General features: G+C 63.6%; 14 protein-coding genes and 1 pseudogene. 4 read left to right on the top strand and 11 right to left on the bottom strand.

What is annotated here, in order from left to right:
- Nucleotides 1–121: 121 nt before the first annotated feature.
- Nucleotides 122–2,263, top strand: a pseudogene (gene rnr / locus ACOX7T_RS06525) (ribonuclease R); the annotation flags it as partial.
- A gap of 60 nt (nucleotides 2,264–2,323) precedes the next feature.
- On the opposite strand, the gene ACOX7T_RS06520 reads toward rnr, so the two are convergent.
- From ACOX7T_RS06520 to ACOX7T_RS06485, 8 genes are all read right to left on the bottom strand, one after another.
- Complete coding sequence (locus tag ACOX7T_RS06520; protein WP_433441044.1) at nucleotides 2,324–2,920, bottom strand: chromate transporter; 597 nt, start codon at nucleotides 2,918–2,920, stop codon at nucleotides 2,324–2,326.
- Nucleotides 2,917–3,480, bottom strand: a complete 564-nt coding sequence (locus ACOX7T_RS06515; RefSeq protein ID WP_433441041.1) for a chromate transporter — start codon at nucleotides 3,478–3,480, stop codon at nucleotides 2,917–2,919. The genes ACOX7T_RS06520 and ACOX7T_RS06515 overlap by 4 nt, the downstream gene beginning before the upstream one ends.
- A 37-nt stretch (nucleotides 3,481–3,517) precedes the next feature.
- Nucleotides 3,518–4,330 (bottom strand): anti-sigma-I factor RsgI family protein, encoded by an 813-nt coding sequence (locus ACOX7T_RS06510; protein WP_433441039.1) that lies wholly within the window; start codon nucleotides 4,328–4,330, stop codon nucleotides 3,518–3,520.
- A complete protein-coding gene (locus ACOX7T_RS06505) occupies nucleotides 4,320–4,805 on the bottom strand; it encodes an RNA polymerase sigma factor (protein WP_433441037.1) in 486 nt (161 codons plus the stop codon). Before ACOX7T_RS06505 ends, ACOX7T_RS06510 begins: the two co-directional genes overlap by 11 nt.
- A gap of 22 nt (nucleotides 4,806–4,827) precedes the next feature.
- A complete protein-coding gene (locus ACOX7T_RS06500) occupies nucleotides 4,828–5,274 on the bottom strand; it encodes a hypothetical protein (RefSeq protein ID WP_433441035.1) in 447 nt (148 codons plus the stop codon).
- Between the two features lie 135 nt (nucleotides 5,275–5,409).
- Nucleotides 5,410–7,335 carry an NAD(+) synthase gene (locus ACOX7T_RS06495; RefSeq protein WP_433441033.1) on the bottom strand — a complete coding sequence of 642 codons (1,926 nt, stop codon included), beginning with the start codon at nucleotides 7,333–7,335 and terminating at the stop codon, nucleotides 5,410–5,412.
- A 141-nt stretch (nucleotides 7,336–7,476) separates the two neighbouring features.
- The gene (locus ACOX7T_RS06490) at nucleotides 7,477–8,742 is read right to left on the bottom strand and encodes a type II restriction enzyme (protein WP_433441031.1); all 1,266 of its coding nucleotides are present in this window, start codon (nucleotides 8,740–8,742) and stop codon (nucleotides 7,477–7,479) included.
- Nucleotides 8,729–9,571, bottom strand: coding sequence for a DNA adenine methylase (locus tag ACOX7T_RS06485; RefSeq protein ID WP_433441029.1), 843 nt, complete (start codon nucleotides 9,569–9,571; stop codon nucleotides 8,729–8,731). Before ACOX7T_RS06485 ends, ACOX7T_RS06490 begins: the two co-directional genes overlap by 14 nt.
- 440 nt (nucleotides 9,572–10,011) lie before the next feature.
- Here ACOX7T_RS06485 and ACOX7T_RS06480 point away from each other — a divergent pair, with 440 nt between their 5' ends.
- Nucleotides 10,012–12,645: a cation-translocating P-type ATPase gene (locus tag ACOX7T_RS06480; protein ID WP_433441027.1), complete on the top strand. Its 2,634-nt coding sequence runs from the start codon at nucleotides 10,012–10,014 to the stop codon at nucleotides 12,643–12,645.
- Nucleotides 12,646–12,710: 65 nt separating this feature from the next.
- Here ACOX7T_RS06480 and ACOX7T_RS06475 read toward each other — a convergent pair whose 3' ends face one another.
- From ACOX7T_RS06475 to proB, 3 genes are all read right to left on the bottom strand, one after another.
- On the bottom strand, nucleotides 12,711–13,109 hold the full coding sequence (locus ACOX7T_RS06475; protein ID WP_433441025.1) for a hypothetical protein: 399 nt from the start codon (nucleotides 13,107–13,109) through the stop codon (nucleotides 12,711–12,713).
- A 124-nt stretch (nucleotides 13,110–13,233) separates the two neighbouring features.
- The gene (locus tag ACOX7T_RS06470; RefSeq protein ID WP_433441023.1) at nucleotides 13,234–14,478 is read right to left on the bottom strand and encodes a glutamate-5-semialdehyde dehydrogenase; all 1,245 of its coding nucleotides are present in this window, start codon (nucleotides 14,476–14,478) and stop codon (nucleotides 13,234–13,236) included.
- A 62-nt stretch (nucleotides 14,479–14,540) separates the two neighbouring features.
- On the bottom strand, nucleotides 14,541–15,362 hold the full coding sequence (proB, locus tag ACOX7T_RS06465) for a glutamate 5-kinase (protein WP_433441021.1): 822 nt from the start codon (nucleotides 15,360–15,362) through the stop codon (nucleotides 14,541–14,543).
- A 288-nt stretch (nucleotides 15,363–15,650) separates the two neighbouring features.
- Between proB and trmL the strand changes: the two genes are divergently transcribed.
- Both trmL and ACOX7T_RS06455 read left to right on the top strand, forming a co-directional pair.
- Nucleotides 15,651–16,142: a tRNA (uridine(34)/cytosine(34)/5-carboxymethylaminomethyluridine(34)-2'-O)-methyltransferase TrmL gene (gene trmL, locus ACOX7T_RS06460; RefSeq protein ID WP_433441019.1), complete on the top strand. Its 492-nt coding sequence runs from the start codon at nucleotides 15,651–15,653 to the stop codon at nucleotides 16,140–16,142.
- A complete protein-coding gene (locus ACOX7T_RS06455; protein WP_433441017.1) occupies nucleotides 16,139–17,410 on the top strand; it encodes a phosphoglycerate kinase in 1,272 nt (423 codons plus the stop codon). The genes trmL and ACOX7T_RS06455 overlap by 4 nt, the downstream gene beginning before the upstream one ends.
- The last annotated feature ends 85 nt before the right edge of the window (nucleotides 17,411–17,495 follow it).

Here is a 17,495-nt window from a genome sequence, read left to right as displayed (position 1 = left end):
TTATTATTTTGACAAAGTTGAGAGGTAAGGGGGCATTTTTGGCGGAAATTCGGATGGACACAGGGCAAAATGTGGGATACTATAACTTATGGAAGATGACAGATGAAAACGGAGAAAGCGAGAACATATGGCAAAGAAGAAAACAGAAGAGATTATCACCGGCGTATTCCAGGGTACCAGCCGGGGCTTCGGCTTCCTGGTGCCTGAGGACGGAAAGAGCCGGGAGGACGATTATTTTATCCCGCCCAGAGCCACCGGCGGAGCCTGGGATGGGGACAAGGTCCAGGCCGCGCCCGACCCGGAGATGCCCTGGGAGGAGGGGCGGCGCACTGCCACTGTGGTGCGGGTGACCGAGCGGGCAAACCGGTTCGTCACCGGCACGGTGGAAAAGCTGGGCCGGGAGCTGTGGATGCGGCCCGACTCGGACAAGCTGCCCGGGCCCATCAAAATCTCCGGAAAGGCCAAGGGAGTGCGTATCGGAGAGAAGATCGCCGTGGAGATGCTGGGGTACGGCACCGCCAAGACGCCCCCTATGGGCGCCCTGCGGGAGACCTTCGGCCCCGCGGGCAACCGGGAATCCTCCACCGCCGCCATCCTCTACCACTACGAGATTGACCCGGAGTTCCCGCCCGCCGTGCTGGACGCGGCGGCGAGAGCGCCCCGTGAGGTGGAGAAGGACGCCCTGACCGGGCGCACCGACCTGCGGAACAAGATTATCATCACCATCGACGGCGCCTCCTCCAAGGACCTGGACGACGCGGTAAGCCTGGAGCGGGACGAGCAGGGCCGCTGGGTGCTGGGAGTCCACATCGCCGACGTGAGCCACTATGTGCAGGAGAAGTCCCCCCTGGACCTGGAGGCCTGGGAGCGGGGCACCTCGGTGTACTTCGCCGACCGGGTCATCCCCATGCTGCCGGTGGAGCTGTCCAACGGCATCTGCTCCCTGAATCCGGGCGTGGACCGGCTGACCATCTCCTGCTTCATGACCCTGGCCGCCGACGGCCGGGAGGAGGACCATACCATCTGCAAGAGCGTCATCCGCTCCACCGAGCGGATGACCTACGAGGACTGCAACAAGCTGCTCGCCGGAGAGGACCCGGACCTGGAAAAGCGGTATGACAATATCCTGCCCATGCTCAGGGACATGGCCGTCCTGGCCAAAGTGCTGGAGAAGCGCCGCAAGCTCCGGGGCAGCCTGGACCTGGAGACCAGCGAGAGCTATATCATCTGCGATGAGCACGGAACGCCGGTGGACATCAAGGTGCGCAGGCAGGGGGAGAGCGAGGCCCTCATCGAGTCCTTTATGCTCGCCGCCAACGAGTGCGTGGCCAAGCACCTCTTCGACCGGCACAAGCCCGCCGTCTACCGGGTCCACGAGAAGCCCAGCCAGGACAAGGCGGAGGGGCTCAAGACCATGCTCTCACCCTTTGGGTACACCTTCCAGGAGGCGGACAGCTTTGCCCTCCAGAAGATTCTGGAGGACGCCAAGGGCAAGCCGGAGGCCCCTATCATCAGCACCATGGTGCTCCGCTCCCTGATGAAGGCCCGGTACGACGTGCAGAACCTGGGCCACTTCGGCCTGGCGGCCAAGTACTATTGCCACTTCACCAGCCCCATCCGCCGCTACCCCGACCTGATGGTCCACCGGGTGCTCACCCAGGTGCTTGCCGACGAGGCCAACCCGGCCAACGTGGGCAAGACCATGCCCTGGGAGAAACGGATGGCGTCGGTGGCCGCCCGGGCGGCGGACCAGTCCTCCCAGCGGGAGGTGGCGGCCCAGAATGCCGAGCGGGAGATTGAGAAGCTCTACATGGCCGAGTATATGCTCGCCCACGTGGGAGAGACTATGGTTGGCACGGTGTCCGGCGTGACCAAGTTCGGCCTGTTCGTCATGCTGCCCTCCGGCGTGGAGGGCCTGATTCCCGCCGAGGCCCTGCCCAGGGACCACTACCACCACGACGACCAGCGCATGACCCTCCGTGGAGAGTACACCGGCCGGGTGTTCTCCTTCGGCATGCCCCTGACTGTGGTGTGCGCCGCCGCCGACCCGGGCAGCGGGCAGATCACCTTCCATCTCTCTGGCGAGGAGCCGGAAAATGTCCCTGAGCGCCCGGAGAACCTCCGGCAGGGACACCGGAACCCCGGTCCCCGGTCTGCCCGCCGGAACGGCGAGCACCGGAGCAATGAGCGCAAGAGCGGCGGGGAGCGCCGCAGCCGTCCGCCCCGCCACAAGCCGGGCAAGGGCGGCAAGCGACGCGGCTGAGGCCCGTAAAACGAGAAAAAATGTCCGTCCTCATTGAGGACGGACATTTTTTATGGTCAATCAGAACTGGAACACCACGCCGATGACGGCAGCGGCGGCGATGTATACAATGGGGTGGAGCTTTTTCAGGGCCTTCACCTGCATGCAGATAAAGACGGCCACGGCCAAGATGACGCCCTTCCAGTTGATGACGGCGGTGAGGGAGTTCCAGCCCGTCCAGGCCGCACCGGTGAGCAGGGCGATCTGGGCCACTGACAATCCGGCGGCGGCGATAAGGCCGGTGGAGGCGGGCCGCAGGCCGGAGAACACCCCGTCCACCACCCGGCTCTGGCGGAATTTCTGCAGGAACTTGGCGATGATGAGGATCACCAGGATGGAGGGGGCCACCAGGCCCAGGGTGGCGATGACCGCGCCCACGATGTTTCCACCGGGCAGGCCGGACTGGCCGCCCACGGTAAAGCCCACATAGGTGGCCATGTTGATACCCATGGCGCCGGGGGTGGACTCGGACACAGCCACCATGTTGGCCAGGTCGGCGGCGGAGAACCAGCCGGTCACCTCGCCCAGGTGCCGCAGGAAGGGCAGGGTGGCCAGACCGCCGCCCACCGAGAAAAGACCCACTTTAAAGAACTCGTAGAACAGGCGGAGGAAGATCATTTCGCCCCCTCCTTTCCGCGGTTCAGGTAGCGGATGCAGGAGCTGATGGCCAGGCCGCACACACCGGCCAGGATGACCAGCAGCACCGGGGACAGCCCCACAAAGGCGGACAGCACCAGCACCACCAGGAAGATAATGGCCGACCACCAGTTGACCACCGACTTCTTGGCCAGCTTGATGACGCTGGAGAAGATCAGGGCGCACACGCAGGCGCGGATGCCGGCAAAGGCGTGGATGACCACAGGGAAGTCGGCAAAGTTCTGGAGGAAGGCGGCGATGATACAGATAATCACAATGGAGGGGAACACCACGCCCAGGGTGGCCACGGTGCCGCCCAGCCATCCGGCCTGGGTGTAACCCACAAAGGTGGCGGTGTTCACCGCGATGATGCCGGGGGTACACTGGCCCACGGCGTAGTAGTCGGCCAGCTGGTCCTCAGTGGCCCAGTCACGCTTTTCCACAACCTCACGCTGGAGGATGGGCAGCATGGCATAGCCGCCGCCGAAGGTGCATACGCCGATTTTGGCAAAGGTCAAAAACAGGTCCAAACAACGGTTCAAAATTTCTCAGCCTCTTCCGGTATCTATGATTTCCGGCTCATTCATGACCCTGCCAGCCACCGTGTCCGTGGCCGTGGTGGCCGCCCTGGCCCCACCCGCCGCCGGAACCGGACTGCTGGACGTAACCGCCGGATGATGATTGGCTTCCCTGACCGGTCGAGGTCTCGGTCTCACCGCCGGAGAGGGCGGCGATTCTGTCCCGGATCTCCCGCATGGACATGGACTGCACATCCTCCGCCGTGACGGAGGGGTCCAGAGCCTGGAGCTCCAGAAACGCCCGGTACTTGCCCACCGACATACCCGCGTGGTGGGCCTCCTCCAGCTCCGCGCTGCCGCTCTCGTGGCAGTACACCTGCCCGCAGCCCTGGGCGCAGGCCTGGGCTGCCGAGAGCATCTGGGCGCTCTTGTCCGGATTGTAGCAGGCCACGGTGATGGACACAGCGTTGTCCCCTGCCAGATAGGCGGACACGGTCTCGCTGGACAGGATCTCCTCCAGCGCCTGGGTGTAGGGCTGGAAGGTCAAATCCAGAGAGCTGGCCAGAGCCTCGCCCTCCGGGTTGTAGCCCTTTACCGAGATGACCCGGTCCAGACGGTTGAGGGACAGCTCCAGGGAGGGGTTCACATCCACACTGATGGCGGACACCGGAACAAGCAGTGTGTAATACCCACTGGCGCCCAGTAGCACCAGCAGGCAGGCCGCCGCAGCCGCAATGGTCCGGCACAGGTGGCCGGCAGGAAGGCGGCGGGGGGGAGCTTCCTCTCCGGCGTGGGCCAGGAAGGCCATGGTGCGCTCCTTCAGCTCCGTCTCGGCGTGGACGCTGTCAAAGGCGGCGCGCAGCTTATCCTCCATGTCCGTCACCTCCCAGCCTGTCCTTCAGCAGCTTTCTGGCCCGGGTGAGCAGGGTGTACACCGTGTTGGGGTTCTTGCCCAGCAGGCGGCCAATCTCCGGGGCGGAGTAGCCCTCGTAGTAGTGGAGATACACCGCCTCCCGGTACTTGCCCGGCAGAGCGGCCACTGCCTCCAGCACCTCCCGGTGCTCCTCCGGTACGTCGGCGGGGATGTCCGGCAGCTCGTGGATGGACACCGTCCTGCTGCGGAAAAAGCCCCGCAGCAGATCCCGGCAGGCGTTGAGAGTGACCCGGATGAACCAGGCCTTTTCGTGCTCCTCGCTCTCGAACACAGCGGTGCTGAGGACGTATTTCAGAAACACCGTCTGAAATACGTCCTCCGTATCCGCGTGGTTTTTCAGCTGGAGCAGACAGATGCGCCGGACCGTATCGCCGTACCGGTCGATGGCCCGGAGTGCCTCCGCCTCGCTGCGCATGGACCTCCCCCATTTGAACCGTTTAGCTGTGCCGTCCGCCGTGGTGGCCGCCGCGGCCGGAGCCATTGCCCCAGCCGGAACCGCAGCCAGAGCCCTGACAGCCGGAGGCGTAGTTGTCGCAGATACCGTCGTTGTCGGCGTCCACAAAGCCCAGGCCGCAGCCGGTACCCCGGCAATTGGTGCCGCAGTTGTCGCAGATGCCGTCGTTGTCGGCGTCTACAAAACCCAGGCCGCAGCCGGTGCCCCGGCAGTTGGTGCCGTAATTGTCGCACACACCGTCATTGTCGGCGTCCACATAACCTGTACCATAGCCGGTACCCTTGCAGTAGGCTGCGTAATTGTCGCAGATGCCGTTGCCGTCGGCATCCACAAAGCGGCTGCCCTGGCCACGACCAGCGGCAAAAGCGCCTGCGGTAATCGCGGTGAGAACCAGTACCACAGTCAGAGTGCCAATCAATACCTTTTTCATCTTCTTACCCTCCGAAATCGTGAGATAATCCTCAGCGGGTTTCACCCATAATACGATTGGCGAAGGGATTTCCATTCACTTTAGAAAAAATATTTTTTATTTCCAGTCGCCCTGTCTTATGGGTGGCTGACAGGTTCAGCTCAGTGTCTCCAGCTCCTCCATCCAGAGGCGTGCCGAAGCATCAGAAGGCATCCGCCAGTCGCCGCGGGGAGACAGGGTCACCGAGCCCACCTTGGGGCCGTCGGGCAGACAGGAGCGCTTGAACTGCTGGGCAAAGAACCGCCGGTAGAAGTTCTTCAGCCACTTGAGGATGACGGCACGGTCGTACCGGTCACCCAGGGCCTGCTCCGCCAGACGGAACACCTTCCGGGGCGGAAAGCCCCAGCGGATAATATAGTAGAGGAAGAAGTCGTGGAGCTCATAGGGGCCCACCAGGTCCTCGGTGCGCTGGGCGATCTCGCCGCCCACGGCGGGGAGCAGCTCGGGGGACACAGGGGTGTCCAGAATGTCCTCCAGCACGTGGGACAGACGGGGGTCCTCCGCCACCTTGTCCCCGGCCACAAAGGCCACCAGATGGCGCACCAGGGTCTTGGGGATGGAGGCGTTGACGCCGTACATGGACATGTGGTCGCCGTTGTAGGTGGCCCAGCCCAGAGCCAGCTCGCTCAGGTCGCCGGTACCCACCACCAGGCCGCCGCACTGGTTGGCAATGTCCATCAGCACCTGGGTCCGCTCTCTGGCCTGGCCGTTCTCAAAGGTCACGTCGTGGTTGTCCATGGACTGGCCGATGTCCTTGAAGTGCTGCTTCACCGCCTCGCCGATGTCGATGCGCTTCAGGGTGGCACCCAGCCGTCCGGCCAGCTCCACGGCGTTGTCCCGGGTGCGGTCGGTGGTGCCGAAGCAGGGCATGGTCACCGCGATGATGTCCGACGCGGGACGGTCCAGCAGCTTCATGGCCACGGCGGCGATGAGGATGGCCAGGGTGGAATCCAGTCCGCCGGACAGGCCCACCACCGCGGCAGAGGCGTGGGTGTGCTCCAGACGGCGCTTCAGGCCCAGGGCGGCGATCTTCAGAATCTCATCGCAGCGCTCGGCACGGTCGGTGCTGTCCTCGGGCACAAAGGGGGTGGGGGAGAAGCGGCGGGTGAGATGGGTCTCCTCCCGCTCCAGGTCAAAGTTGACGCGGCCAATCTCCATGGCCTCCTTGGAGGGGGCATAGGTGTTCATCCGGCGGCGCTCGTACACCAGCCGGTCCACGTCGATCTCGCTGACGGTCAGGCCGCAGGCGAAACGCCGCTCACCCAGCAGAGCGCCGTTTTCAGCGATGAGGTTGTGGCCGGTAAAGACCATGTCGGTGGTGGACTCGCCCTCACCGGCGTCGGCGTACACATAGCCGCACACCAGCCGGGCGGACTGGCCGGTGACCAGGGCACGGCGGTACTCCGCCTTGCCCACCACCTCGTCGGAGGCGGACAGGTTGAGCATCACAGTGGCTCCGGCGGCGGCCAGAAGGCCGGAGGGGGGCTGGGTGCCCCACAGGTCCTCGCAGATCTCCACGCCGATGACCAGGTTGGGCATGGTCGTGCAGCCGAAGAGCTGACGGGCGCACAGCTCCACATCCTGACCGCACAGCGGGATATAGAACTCCACGCCCTCGCCGGAGGCAAACCATCTGCCCTCGTAGAATTCGCCGTAGTTGGGCAGTGCGGTCTTGGGAACCAGGCCTAAAATCTCTCCTTTGTGTATAACTGTTGCGCAGTTATACAGTTTGTTGTCCCATTTGCACCGCACCGGCAGGCCCAGAGCGGTGACCATGTCCAGATTCCGGGTGGCCTCCAGCACGGTGGCCAGGGCCTCCTCCGCGCCCTGGAGCAGGGTGTCGTGGAGGAACAGGTCTCCGCAGGTGTAGCCGGTGAGGCACAGCTCGGGCAGCACCAGCACCTTGACCCCCTGCTTGGCCGCCTCCCGCATCAGGGTGAAGCAGGCCTCCGCGTTGTGGCGGCAGTCGGCCACCCTGATTTCAGGGGTGCCCGCCGCGACTTTGATAAATCCGTCCCGCATACAAATAACCTCCTTAACGAGGAATAGAATCCAATCAATTTAACACTATATTTTACCCCAATCGCCGAGGGATTGCAACTGCCCCCGGAGGGGCGGAAAGGAGAAAACGCCCCGGAGCTGTGCTCCGGGGCGTCTGATAAATCACTCTGTCAGGTCCAGAATCCAGTTGAGCCAGCCCGTCACGGTGGAGGCCCGGCGGAAGTAGGTGCTGTCCGAGGCCACGTGGTAGAGACCGGAGGCCTTCATAATCTCCACCACCGCTCCGGCGGGCGGCATTTCCCCGCTGCTCAGGCACACTCGCATGGTCTCCCGGAAGGCACGGTGGCCCAGAATCTGCCCGGCCAGGGCCAGCTGCCGCTCCCGCAGATCCATGGAGAGGATACGCCGTCCCAGCGGGGACAGGCGGAAGCACACCGCGCCGTCCTTTCTGTCCTTCTCCATCAGGCCCAGATAGCGGCCCGCGTCGGTGTAGTAGTTGGTCTGCCGGGCGTCAAAGGCGTACTCGGCGGTAATCTCATCCCGGGTCATGTCCCGGCCGGACAGCAGCTCGGCCAGGTTGACCACACGGGCCATGCTGTTGGCCTGGGGGAAGGAGATCTCCGGCTCAGGCAGGAGGGGCACGCCGGTCAGCAGGCGGCCGATGTCCGAGCGGGTGATGCCTGTGGTCAGGGTGTAGCTGCGCTGCTTCACCAGACGGAGGGAGCAGTACCGCTCCGGCTGTTCAAAGCGGTACTCGTACAGGTGGAACACGCCATTGGTGAACACCAGGAACACACTCTTCACCGGCTTGGTCACCCGATCCGACCACACCCGGTAGGGGTAGTAGAGCTGGCGGACCAGAAAGTCGTCGGCCAAGTCCCGCTTGGCCTCGAAGAGGGAGAGAAAGCGGCTGCCCTCGCAGGCGGCGTCAATCTCAATCTGGGCGTTGTTCACCTCCACCTGACGCTGGCCGTCGGGTACGTCGATGGAGAAGGAGACCCGGCCAGAGCCCATGCGGCCGCTGACCGTGGGCACCACGGCCTGGTCCTCCAGAAAGTCCTCCAGAATTCCGCAGGCCGCCGCGCAGTTGAGGGCAATGGCCTCACTGACCAGAAAGCGGGGGGCCAGACTCTGGAGCCCTACGGGGAGCCGCACCCGTGTGGGCGAGCCCTGGGGCGGCTCAAAGTCGTGGTAGGCGGCAAAGGGGGCGATGACGTAGTCCCCACGGGTCACCGGCAGGATGGCAAGGCCGTTGTCCGCGAACAGCTGGGGCAGGTTGACCCGGTGGTCGAACTTGGTCATGAGCCGGGGCTCACGGAACTCCTTGATCTGATTGGCGGAGATGAAGAACTGTCCGTCCGCCTCAATGCGGCTGAGGATGTCATACTTCCGAAAGAGAGCCTCCCAGGCGCTGTCATTGAGTCCCATAGTTGCGCACCAGCACCTCCTCAATGGCGCCACGGCGGCTGGCCACCGAGTTGACCGCCCGCCGGGCCTGGACGATGGAGACGCGATAGGAGCTGTACAGCTCCCGGATGAAGGGGGTGGCCGAGTTGGAGAGCAGGAACTTTACGCCCCGGGCGGTGAGTGCGTCGCAGCACTCCTTCAGCCGCACCTGTTCCTCCCGGCCGAAGCCGCCCCGGTTGTACCCGGTGAAGCTGGCGGTGTCGGACACGGGGTCATAGGGCGGGTCAAGATACACAAAGCCGCCCTTGGGCACCTGCTCCAGCACGGAGGCAAAGTCCCCACTGAAAAAGGTGATGTCGCAGGCATTAAAATACCGGCTCACGCCCCGGATGGTCTGCTCGTTGACGATGTTGGGCCGGCGGTAGTGGCCGTAGGGGGAGTTGAAGGCCCCTGAGGCGTTGACCCGGAAGAGGCCGTTGTAGCAGGTCTTGTTGAGGTAGAGCAGCCGGGAGGCCTTCTCCACGTCAGACAGGGCGGCATAGGCCTCCTTGTCCCGGTCCAGGTCCCGGATGCGGTAGAAGTACTCCGGGGTGTTCTCGTGGCGGGACAGGTGCTCGATGAGGGCGTCGGCGTCCTCCTTGATGACCCGGTAGACGGTAATCAGGTCCTTGTTCAGGTCGTTGACCAGGGCACGCTTGGGCTGAAGGGCAAAGAGAACCGCGCCGCCGCCCAGAAAGGGCTCGCAGTAGGCGGTCATCCGCTTGGGGATCAGGGGGAGAATCTGGGGCAGCAGCTGCCGCTTTCCCCCCACCCACTTGACCACAGGGGCCGCATGGGCGATATGTTCCACGGCCGGTTCCTCCTTTCACACAAATACCCTAATACTCTAACACATGTTCGCCTGTTTTGGTACCTCTATTTTTCGCACAAATCTTTTTCTTCCGGTCCCGCCGGGAGAAAGAAGATTTCAACAGCACCGAAAAGCCCCGGCCTTTCGGCCGGGGCTTTTCGGGTGTGTGTTGTTCTGCAAAGGTGTTGGAGAGGGATTGGTTGTGTTGGGAGGATTTTAAGTTCTTCTTCCTGAATCCGTTTACATCATAACCAATAATTAAGGCTAAATCATGAAGGCTTTGTGAATAATCTATGAATTACACGGAAAGCCTAAACTGTTACCTAAAATCCCGTGATATTTCGTATGGATAGGGATTGACACCCCAATTGAAAGGGTAGTATAATTCACCCCAGGAAATTTGATTTACCTCCTGCAAATTTAAAATGAAGGTGAACAAGATGGACACGGAAAAGTGGCTCTGGCATACGCTGGAGGCTGACCAGACCCTCACGGCGCTGAAGAGCGACCGGCAGAGAGGTCTCTCTGGGGCGGAGGCGGCGCAGCGCCTGGAGAAGCACGGCCCCAACGCCCTGAGCGAGGGCAAGAAAAAGACGGCGCTCCAGGTGTTTCTGGAGCAGTTCAAGGACCTGCTGGTGGTGATCCTCATCGCCGCGGCCCTGATCTCCCTGGCCACCGGCGAGGCGGAGAGCACCATTGTTATCTTTGCGGTGCTCATCCTCAACGCTGTGCTGGGCACGGTGCAGCACTTCAAGGCGGAGAAGTCCCTGGAGAGCCTGAAGGCCATGTCCGCCCCCAGCGCCAAGGTGATACGGGACGGCGTGCGCACCACTGTGCCCTCTGTCCAGGTGGTCCCCGGCGACATTGTGGAGCTGGAGGCCGGCGACATGGTGGTGGCCGACGGCCGGATTCTGGAAAACTACTCCCTGAAGGTCAACGAGAGCTCCCTCACCGGCGAGAGCGAGGCGGTGGAAAAGACCGCCGAGGCCATCCCCCAGGCTGATGTGGCCCTGGGCGACCGGAAGGACATGGTGTTCTCCGGCTCCCTGGTGACCTACGGCCGGGCGGTCTTTGTGGTCACCGGCACGGGCATGGACACCGAGCTGGGCAAGGTGGCCGCCCTGATGAACCAGACCCAGCAGCGCAAGACCCCCCTGCAGCAGAGTCTGGACAATTTTTCCAAGAAGCTGGCCATTATCATCATGGTCATCTGCGCCCTGGTGTTCGGGCTGTCCCTGTACCGCCAGAAGCCCATTCTGGACGCGCTGATGTTCGCCGTGGCTCTGGCCGTGGCGGCTATCCCCGAGGCGCTGTCCTCCATCGTCACCATTGTGCAGGCCATGGGCACCCAGAAGATGGCCCGGCAGAACGCCATCATGAAGGACCTGAAGGCGGTGGAGACCCTGGGCGCCGTGTCCGTCATCTGCTCGGACAAGACGGGCACCCTGACCCAGAACAAGATGACACCCCAGAAGATCTACGCCGACGGCATGCTGCTGGATGGCGACCAGCTGGACCTGGCCAACGACGTGCAGCGCCTGCTGCTGAAGGAGGCCCTTCTGGCCAGCGACGCCACCACCGATAAGGAGACGGGTACTGAAATCGGCGACCCCACCGAGGTGGCCCTGGTCATGCTGGGCGACCGCATCGGTGTGGATGAGGTAATCTATCGGAAGCAGCACCCCCGCCTCAGTGAGCTGGCCTTTGACTCCGACCGGAAGCTGATGTCCACCCTCCACAACATCGAGGGTGTGCCCACCATGTACACCAAGGGCGCCATTGACACCCTGCTGGACCGGTCCGCCTGGCTGCTCACCAGCCAGGGCAAGGTGGAGATGACCGACGAGCGCCGCGCGGAGATCGCCCGGGTGAACCTGGAGCTGTCCCAGCAGGGCCTGCGGGTGCTCTCCTTTGCCTGCAAGGAGCTGGACTCCGTCCGCTCCCTGGCGCTGGAGGACGAGCGGGACTTCACCTTTGTGGGCCTCATCTCCATGATTGACCCGCCCCGGCCCGAGGCCATCCAGGCCGTGGCCGACGCCAAGCGGGGCGGCATCCGCACCATTATGATCACCGGCGACCACAAGGTCACCGCCTCCGCCATCGCCAGGCAGCTGGGCATCTTCCAGGACGGGGACGAGGCCCTGTCCGGCGTGGAGCTGGACGCCATGAGCGACGAGGAGCTGGACAAGCGGCTGGAGAAGATCTCGGTCTACGCCCGTGTGTCCCCTGAGAACAAGATCCGCATCGTGGGGGCCTGGCAGCGGAAGGGCCGCATCGTGTCCATGACCGGCGACGGCGTCAACGACGCCCCCGCCCTCAAGGCCGCCGACATCGGCGTGGCCATGGGCATCACCGGCACCGAGGTCAGCAAGGACGCCGCGTCCATGATTCTCTCCGACGATAACTTCGCCACCATCGTCAAGGCCGTGGTCAACGGCCGCGGCGTGTACACTAACATCAAAAACGCCATCAACTTCCTCCTGTCGGGCAATATGGCGGGTATCTTCAGCGTGCTCATCTGCTCCATTGCCAACCTGCCCACCCCCTTTGCGGCGGTGCACCTGCTGTTTATCAACCTGCTCACCGACTCCCTGCCCGCCATCGCCATCGGCGTGGAGCCTGCGGGAGACGGCCTGCTGGACCAGAAGCCCAGAGACCCCAAGGAGCCCATCCTCAACCGCTCCCTGTTCACCCGCATCATGGTCTACGGCGCCCTCATCGCCGCCGCCACCATGGCCGCCTTCTTCGTGGGCCTGAACAACGGCGGGGACGCCTTGGCCATGACCATGGCCTTTGCCACCCTCACCCTGGCGCGGCTGTTCCACGGATTCAACTGCCGGGGTCAGGCCTCCCTGTTCCGCCTGGGCCTGCTCACCAACCGGGCCAGCCTGGGCGCCTTTGCCGCCGGCGTGGTGCTCCTGGCTGCGGTGCTCTTCATCCCCGGCCTGACCACCCTGTTCCAGGTAGCCCCCCTTACCCTGCCTCTGCTGGGCATCATCGTGGGCCTGGCCTTTGCCCCCACCCTGGTCATCCAGATTTGGAAGGTCATCTGCGACCTGCGGAAGGGCCGCTGAGCTTAAAAGCATATGAAATGAACCGGGGTCCGGTCCGCATTGTCTGCGGTCCGGACCCCGGTCTGTTATTCCCGCATATCGCACCGGGCATGGAAATCCACGTACTGGGACTCGGCCTGAACCACCAGACGACGGGTGCCATCCTCACTCAGATCCAGCTCGGCGGGGAGGATGAACCGGACTCCTTCCGCCTGGACGTCCATGGGCCGGGTGCTGTGGTGGGCGGGCAGGAGCAGGGTGCGCATCCCACGGAGGAAGGCCCGGCCCTCACCGTCCAGCTCCAGCAGGGTGATGGCCACGGCGGTGCGGGTGTCGGGCGGGACGGCGGGCAGAGTGAAGGCAAACTCCACCACGCAGCCGCCGGCGGCCGGCGGGATGCTCCCCAGATAGTGCACCAGCAGCCCGTCCTGGGCGCCGGTCTCCACCGTCTGCCTGCGGGCGTGCTCCTCTTGGGCGTGTTCCATAACAGTACCGCCTCTCAGCAAAATTCATACGCCCTGTCGGGGCGTATGTACCTATGAATCGGGCGGCGAGGCGGTAGTTCAAAAAGAAAAGGAGGGGCGGTTCTCCGCCCCTCCTATCTTATGTTTACCGGACCTGTCCGGTGCCGTAGATGACGTACTTGGAGCTGGTCAGCTCCTCCAGACCCATGGGGCCCCGGGCGTGCATCTTCTGGGTGGAGATGCCGATCTCCGCGCCCAGGCCGAACTCAAAGCCGTCGGTAAAGCGGGTGGAGGCGTTGACGTACACCGCCGCCGCGTCCACCTCGTCCAAAAAGCGCTGGGCGGCAAAGTAGTCGGCGGTGACAATGGCCTCCGAGTGGCCGGTGCCGTGGGCGGCGATGAAGTCCATAGCCTCGTCCTGGTTCTCCACCACCTTGGCGGCCAGAATGTAGTCGCCGTACTCGGTGTCCCAGTCCTCCGCCGTGGCGGGTACCGCGTCGGGCAGAATGGCGCAGGTCTCGGGGCAGCCCCGGAACTCCACGTGCTTGTCTGCCAGACGGGCCTGGGCCATGGGCAGGAACTGCTCCGCCACCGCCCGGTCCACCAGCACGCACTCGGCGGCGTTGCACACCGAGGGACGGGAGCACTTGGCGTTGTAGAGAATGTCGGCGGCCATCTGCAGGTCGGCCTTCTCGTGGACATAGATGTGGCACACGCCCACGCCGGTCTGGATGACGGGCACACGGGCGTTCTCCACCACCGAGCGGATGAGCCCCGCGCCGCCCCGGGGGATGAGCACGTCCAGATACCCGGTCAGGTTCATCATCTCGGTGGCGCTCTCCCGGCTGGTGCTGGCCACCAGGGACACGCAGTCCATGGGCAGACCGGACTGGTTCAGGGCGTCCCGCATGATGGCGGTCAGGGCCATGTTGGAGTGGAGGGCCTCCTTGCCGCCGCGGAGGATGACCGCGTTGCCCGACTTGAGACACAGGGCGGCGGCGTCCACCGTCACGTTGGGCCGGGCCTCATAGATGATGCCGATGACCCCCAGAGGCACCCGGCGGCGGCCGATGATGAGGCCGTTGGGCCGCTTCTCCATCTTGGTCACCTGGCCGATGGGGTCGGGCAGGGCGGCCACCTGCCGTACACCCTCCACAATGCCGGCGATCCGCTTCTCGTCCAGGGCCAGCCGGTCCTGGAGGGACTGCCGCATGCCGCTCTCACGGGCGGCCTCCAGATCCTGGGCGTTGGCGGAGAGAATCTCCTCCTGCCGGTCCAGCAGCGCCTGGGCAATGGCCTCCAGCGCCTTGTTCTTCCGGGCCGTGTCCGCTACGGACAGCGTCCGGGCGGCCACCTTGGCGGCCAGCCCCTGGCCTTCCAGAATTGTCATGTCAATCACCCATTTCTCCGCTTGCGCGGTGAGATTTCAAATATATGTAATGTATAGGGAAATTACTGCTTCTGTTTCCCGGCGGAGAACCGGGTGCCGATGTCCTCACCGGCCACAATGCCGTACAGGTCCTCCACCCGGGCGCCGTTGGTGATGACCATGTCAACACCGGCGGCCATGGCGATCTCAGCGGCGTTGAGCTTGGTCTGCATGCCGCCGGTGCCCCGCCAGGTGCCCGCACCGCCTGCCATGGAGCGCAGCTCGGGGGTCACCGCGTCCACATGGTGGATGAGCTTGGCGTCCGGGTTGCCGTGGGGGTCGGCGTCGTAGAGGCCGTCGATGTCGCTCAGGAGCACCAGCAGGTCGGCACCCACCAGCTGTGCCACGATGGCGGACAGGGTGTCGTTGTCGCCCAGGACCTTGCACTTGCCCGTCTCGATCTCGGCCGAGGACACCGAGTCGTTCTCGTTGACTACGGGGATAACTCCCAGCTCCAGCAGGGATTCAAAGGTGTTGTGCAGGTGCTCGGCCCGGACAGGGGCGTCCACATCCTCGCCGGTCAGTAGGATCTGGGCCACCATCCGGTTGTACTCGCCAAACAGCTTGTCGTAGAGGTGCATGATGGCGCACTGACCCACGGCGGCGGCGGCCTGCTTCATCCGCAGCTCCTTGGGCCGCTCCTTCAGACCAAGCTTGGTGGAGCCCACGCCGATGGCGCCAGAGGACACCAGGACGATCTCGTGGCCCATGCCCTCCAGGTCGGAAAGGGTGCGGGCCAGCAGGTCCATATTGTGCAGATTCAGCCTTCCGGTGTCGTGGGTGAGAGAGGAGGTGCCCACTTTCACCACAATTCGGAGGCGTTGTGTCTGAGTTTCCACGTTCATTCTCCTTAATCCATCATTTTCCCCGCAGAAATACATAAAATTTAGTCTGTACTTAATGCGGGGCGGGACCGCTTTACCCCGCAGCAAAGCGGAATACGGCCCTGTTACTGCCGATATTGTAGCACAACTTTTCGCAACTATAAAGCATAAAACGCTCCGACAGCGAAACAACGGGGAATTGTTCAATAAAAAATGAATTTTTGTGGGATTATCGACGTATTTGCTGTTGAAATTCTGCGGGATTCGATGTACAATAACACCGCTGTAAATGGGGGGTGGGCCGGATTTATGCTGAATCTTGTTCTGGTTGAGCCGGAAATTCCGCAGAACACCGGCAACATCGCCCGGACCTGCGCGGCCACGCGCAGCCGCCTGCATCTGATCAAGCCCCTTGGGTTTGACATCTCGGATCGGGCGGTGAAGCGGGCCGGACTGGATTACTGGCACATGGTGGACCTGACGGTCTATGAGAATCTGGAGGAATTCTTCGCCCGCACCGGTGCGAAGGACCTCTGGCTCATGACCACCAAGGCGCCCCGCCCCTATACGGAGGCGGAATTCCGGGATGAGTGCTGGCTGTTCTTCGGCAAGGAGACGGCAGGCCTGCCCCAGGCGTTCCGTGAAGCCCACCGTGACCGGTGCATCCGCATCCCCATGCGCCCCGACGCGCGCAGCCTGAATTTGGCAAATTCCGTCGCCATAGTGACCTACGAAGCATTGCGCCAGTTAGAGTTCCCCGGATTGTCCGGGGAAGGAGAGATGAAAGGAGCTTTCGTATGAACTACAACAAGAAGACCGTGAAAGACATCGACGTCGCCGGCAAGAAGGTCCTCCTCCGCTGCGACTTCAACGTGCCTCTGGCCAAGGATGGCAGCGGCACCATCACCGATGACAAGCGTATCCGCGCCGCGCTGCCCACCATCCAGTACCTGCTGGACCAGGGTGCCGCCGTTATCGCCTGCTCCCACCTGGGCAAGCCCGTCGCCACCTTCGACTCCTATGTGAAGAAGCAGGCCGAGAAGGGCAAGGACCCCGCCACCATCACCGAGGAGAGCTGGAAGAAGTCCCTGAAGGCTCTGTCCCTGACTCCCGTTGCCAAGCGCCTGAGCGAGCTGCTGGGCAAGGACGTCATCATGGCCGCCGATGTGGTGGGTGAGGACGCCATGGCCAAGGCCGCTGCCCTCCAGCCCGGCCAGATCCTCCTGCTGGAGAACACCCGCTTCGAGAAGGGTGAGACCAAGAACGACCCCGAGCTGGCCAAGAAGATGGCTTCCATGGCTGAGGTCTATGTGTCCGACGCCTTCGGCGCCGTGCACCGCGCCCACGCCTCCACCGCCGGCGTGGCCGACTATCTGCCCGCTGTGTCCGGCTTCCTGATCCAGAAGGAGCTGGAGATCATCGGCGGCGCTCTGGCCAACCCCAAGCGTCCTCTGGTGGCCATCCTGGGCGGCTCCAAGGTCTCCTCCAAGATCGGCGTCATCAACAACCTCCTGGAGATTGCCGACACCATCATCATCGGCGGCGGCATGGCCTACACCTTCTCCGCCGCTCAGGGCGGCAAGGTGGGCGACAGCCTGCTGGAGGCCGACTGGGAGTCCTACGCCAACGACATGGTGAAGAAGGCTGCCGAGAAGGGCGTCAAGCTGCTTCTGCCCGTGGACACCGTGGTGGCCAACGCCTTTGCTGCCGACGCTGAGAGCAAGGTTGTCAAGACCGGCGAGATTCCCGACGGCTGGCAGGGCCTGGACATCGGCCCCGAGACCGTGAAGCTGTACTGCGACGCCGTGAAGGATGCCGGCACCGTTATCTGGAACGGCCCCATGGGCGTGTTTGAGTTCCCCGCCTTCGCCAAGGGCACCGAGGCTGTGGCCAAGGCTCTGAGCGAGACCAGCGCCATCACCATCATCGGCGGCGGCGACAGCGCGGCTGCCGTGCAGCAGCTGGGCTATGCCGACAAGATGACCCACATCTCCACCGGCGGCGGCGCCTCCCTCGAGTTCATGGAGGGCAAGGAGCTGCCCGGCGTTGCCTGCCTGCTGGACGCCTAATTATCCGCAAAGGCGCCGCCGCGCGAGCGCGAGCGAGCCGCGCCAAAGGCGCGTCCAAGCGTTTGCGCAGCAAACCTTGCCGCAG

Source organism: Pseudoflavonifractor sp. (genome assembly GCF_050943825.1).
Classification (GTDB): Bacteria; Bacillota; Clostridia; order Oscillospirales; family Oscillospiraceae; genus Pseudoflavonifractor.
This window is presented reverse-complemented; position numbering and strand designations above follow the sequence as displayed.

Bases quoted from the DNA above. Each gene is read 5' to 3' on its own strand.
- trmL (WP_433441019.1), top strand. From the start codon at position 15,651: ATGCTGAATCTTGTTCTGGTTGAGCCGGAAATTCCGCAGAACACCGGC.
- ACOX7T_RS06475 (WP_433441025.1), bottom strand. From the start codon at position 13,109: ATGGAACACGCCCAAGAGGAGCACGCCCGCAGGCAGACGGTGGAGACC.
- ACOX7T_RS06470 (WP_433441023.1), bottom strand. From the start codon at position 14,478: ATGACAATTCTGGAAGGCCAGGGGCTGGCCGCCAAGGTGGCCGCCCGG.
- ACOX7T_RS06505 (WP_433441037.1), bottom strand. From the start codon at position 4,805: ATGCGCAGCGAGGCGGAGGCACTCCGGGCCATCGACCGGTACGGCGAT.
- ACOX7T_RS06520 (WP_433441044.1), bottom strand. From the start codon at position 2,920: ATGATCTTCCTCCGCCTGTTCTACGAGTTCTTTAAAGTGGGTCTTTTC.
- ACOX7T_RS06480 (WP_433441027.1), top strand. From the start codon at position 10,012: ATGGACACGGAAAAGTGGCTCTGGCATACGCTGGAGGCTGACCAGACC.
- proB (WP_433441021.1), bottom strand. From the start codon at position 15,362: ATGAACGTGGAAACTCAGACACAACGCCTCCGAATTGTGGTGAAAGTG.
- ACOX7T_RS06510 (WP_433441039.1), bottom strand. From the start codon at position 4,330: ATGGAGGATAAGCTGCGCGCCGCCTTTGACAGCGTCCACGCCGAGACG.
- ACOX7T_RS06495 (WP_433441033.1), bottom strand. From the start codon at position 7,335: ATGCGGGACGGATTTATCAAAGTCGCGGCGGGCACCCCTGAAATCAGG.
- ACOX7T_RS06455 (WP_433441017.1), top strand. From the start codon at position 16,139: ATGAACTACAACAAGAAGACCGTGAAAGACATCGACGTCGCCGGCAAG.
- ACOX7T_RS06500 (WP_433441035.1), bottom strand. From the start codon at position 5,274: ATGAAAAAGGTATTGATTGGCACTCTGACTGTGGTACTGGTTCTCACC.
- ACOX7T_RS06490 (WP_433441031.1), bottom strand. From the start codon at position 8,742: ATGGGACTCAATGACAGCGCCTGGGAGGCTCTCTTTCGGAAGTATGAC.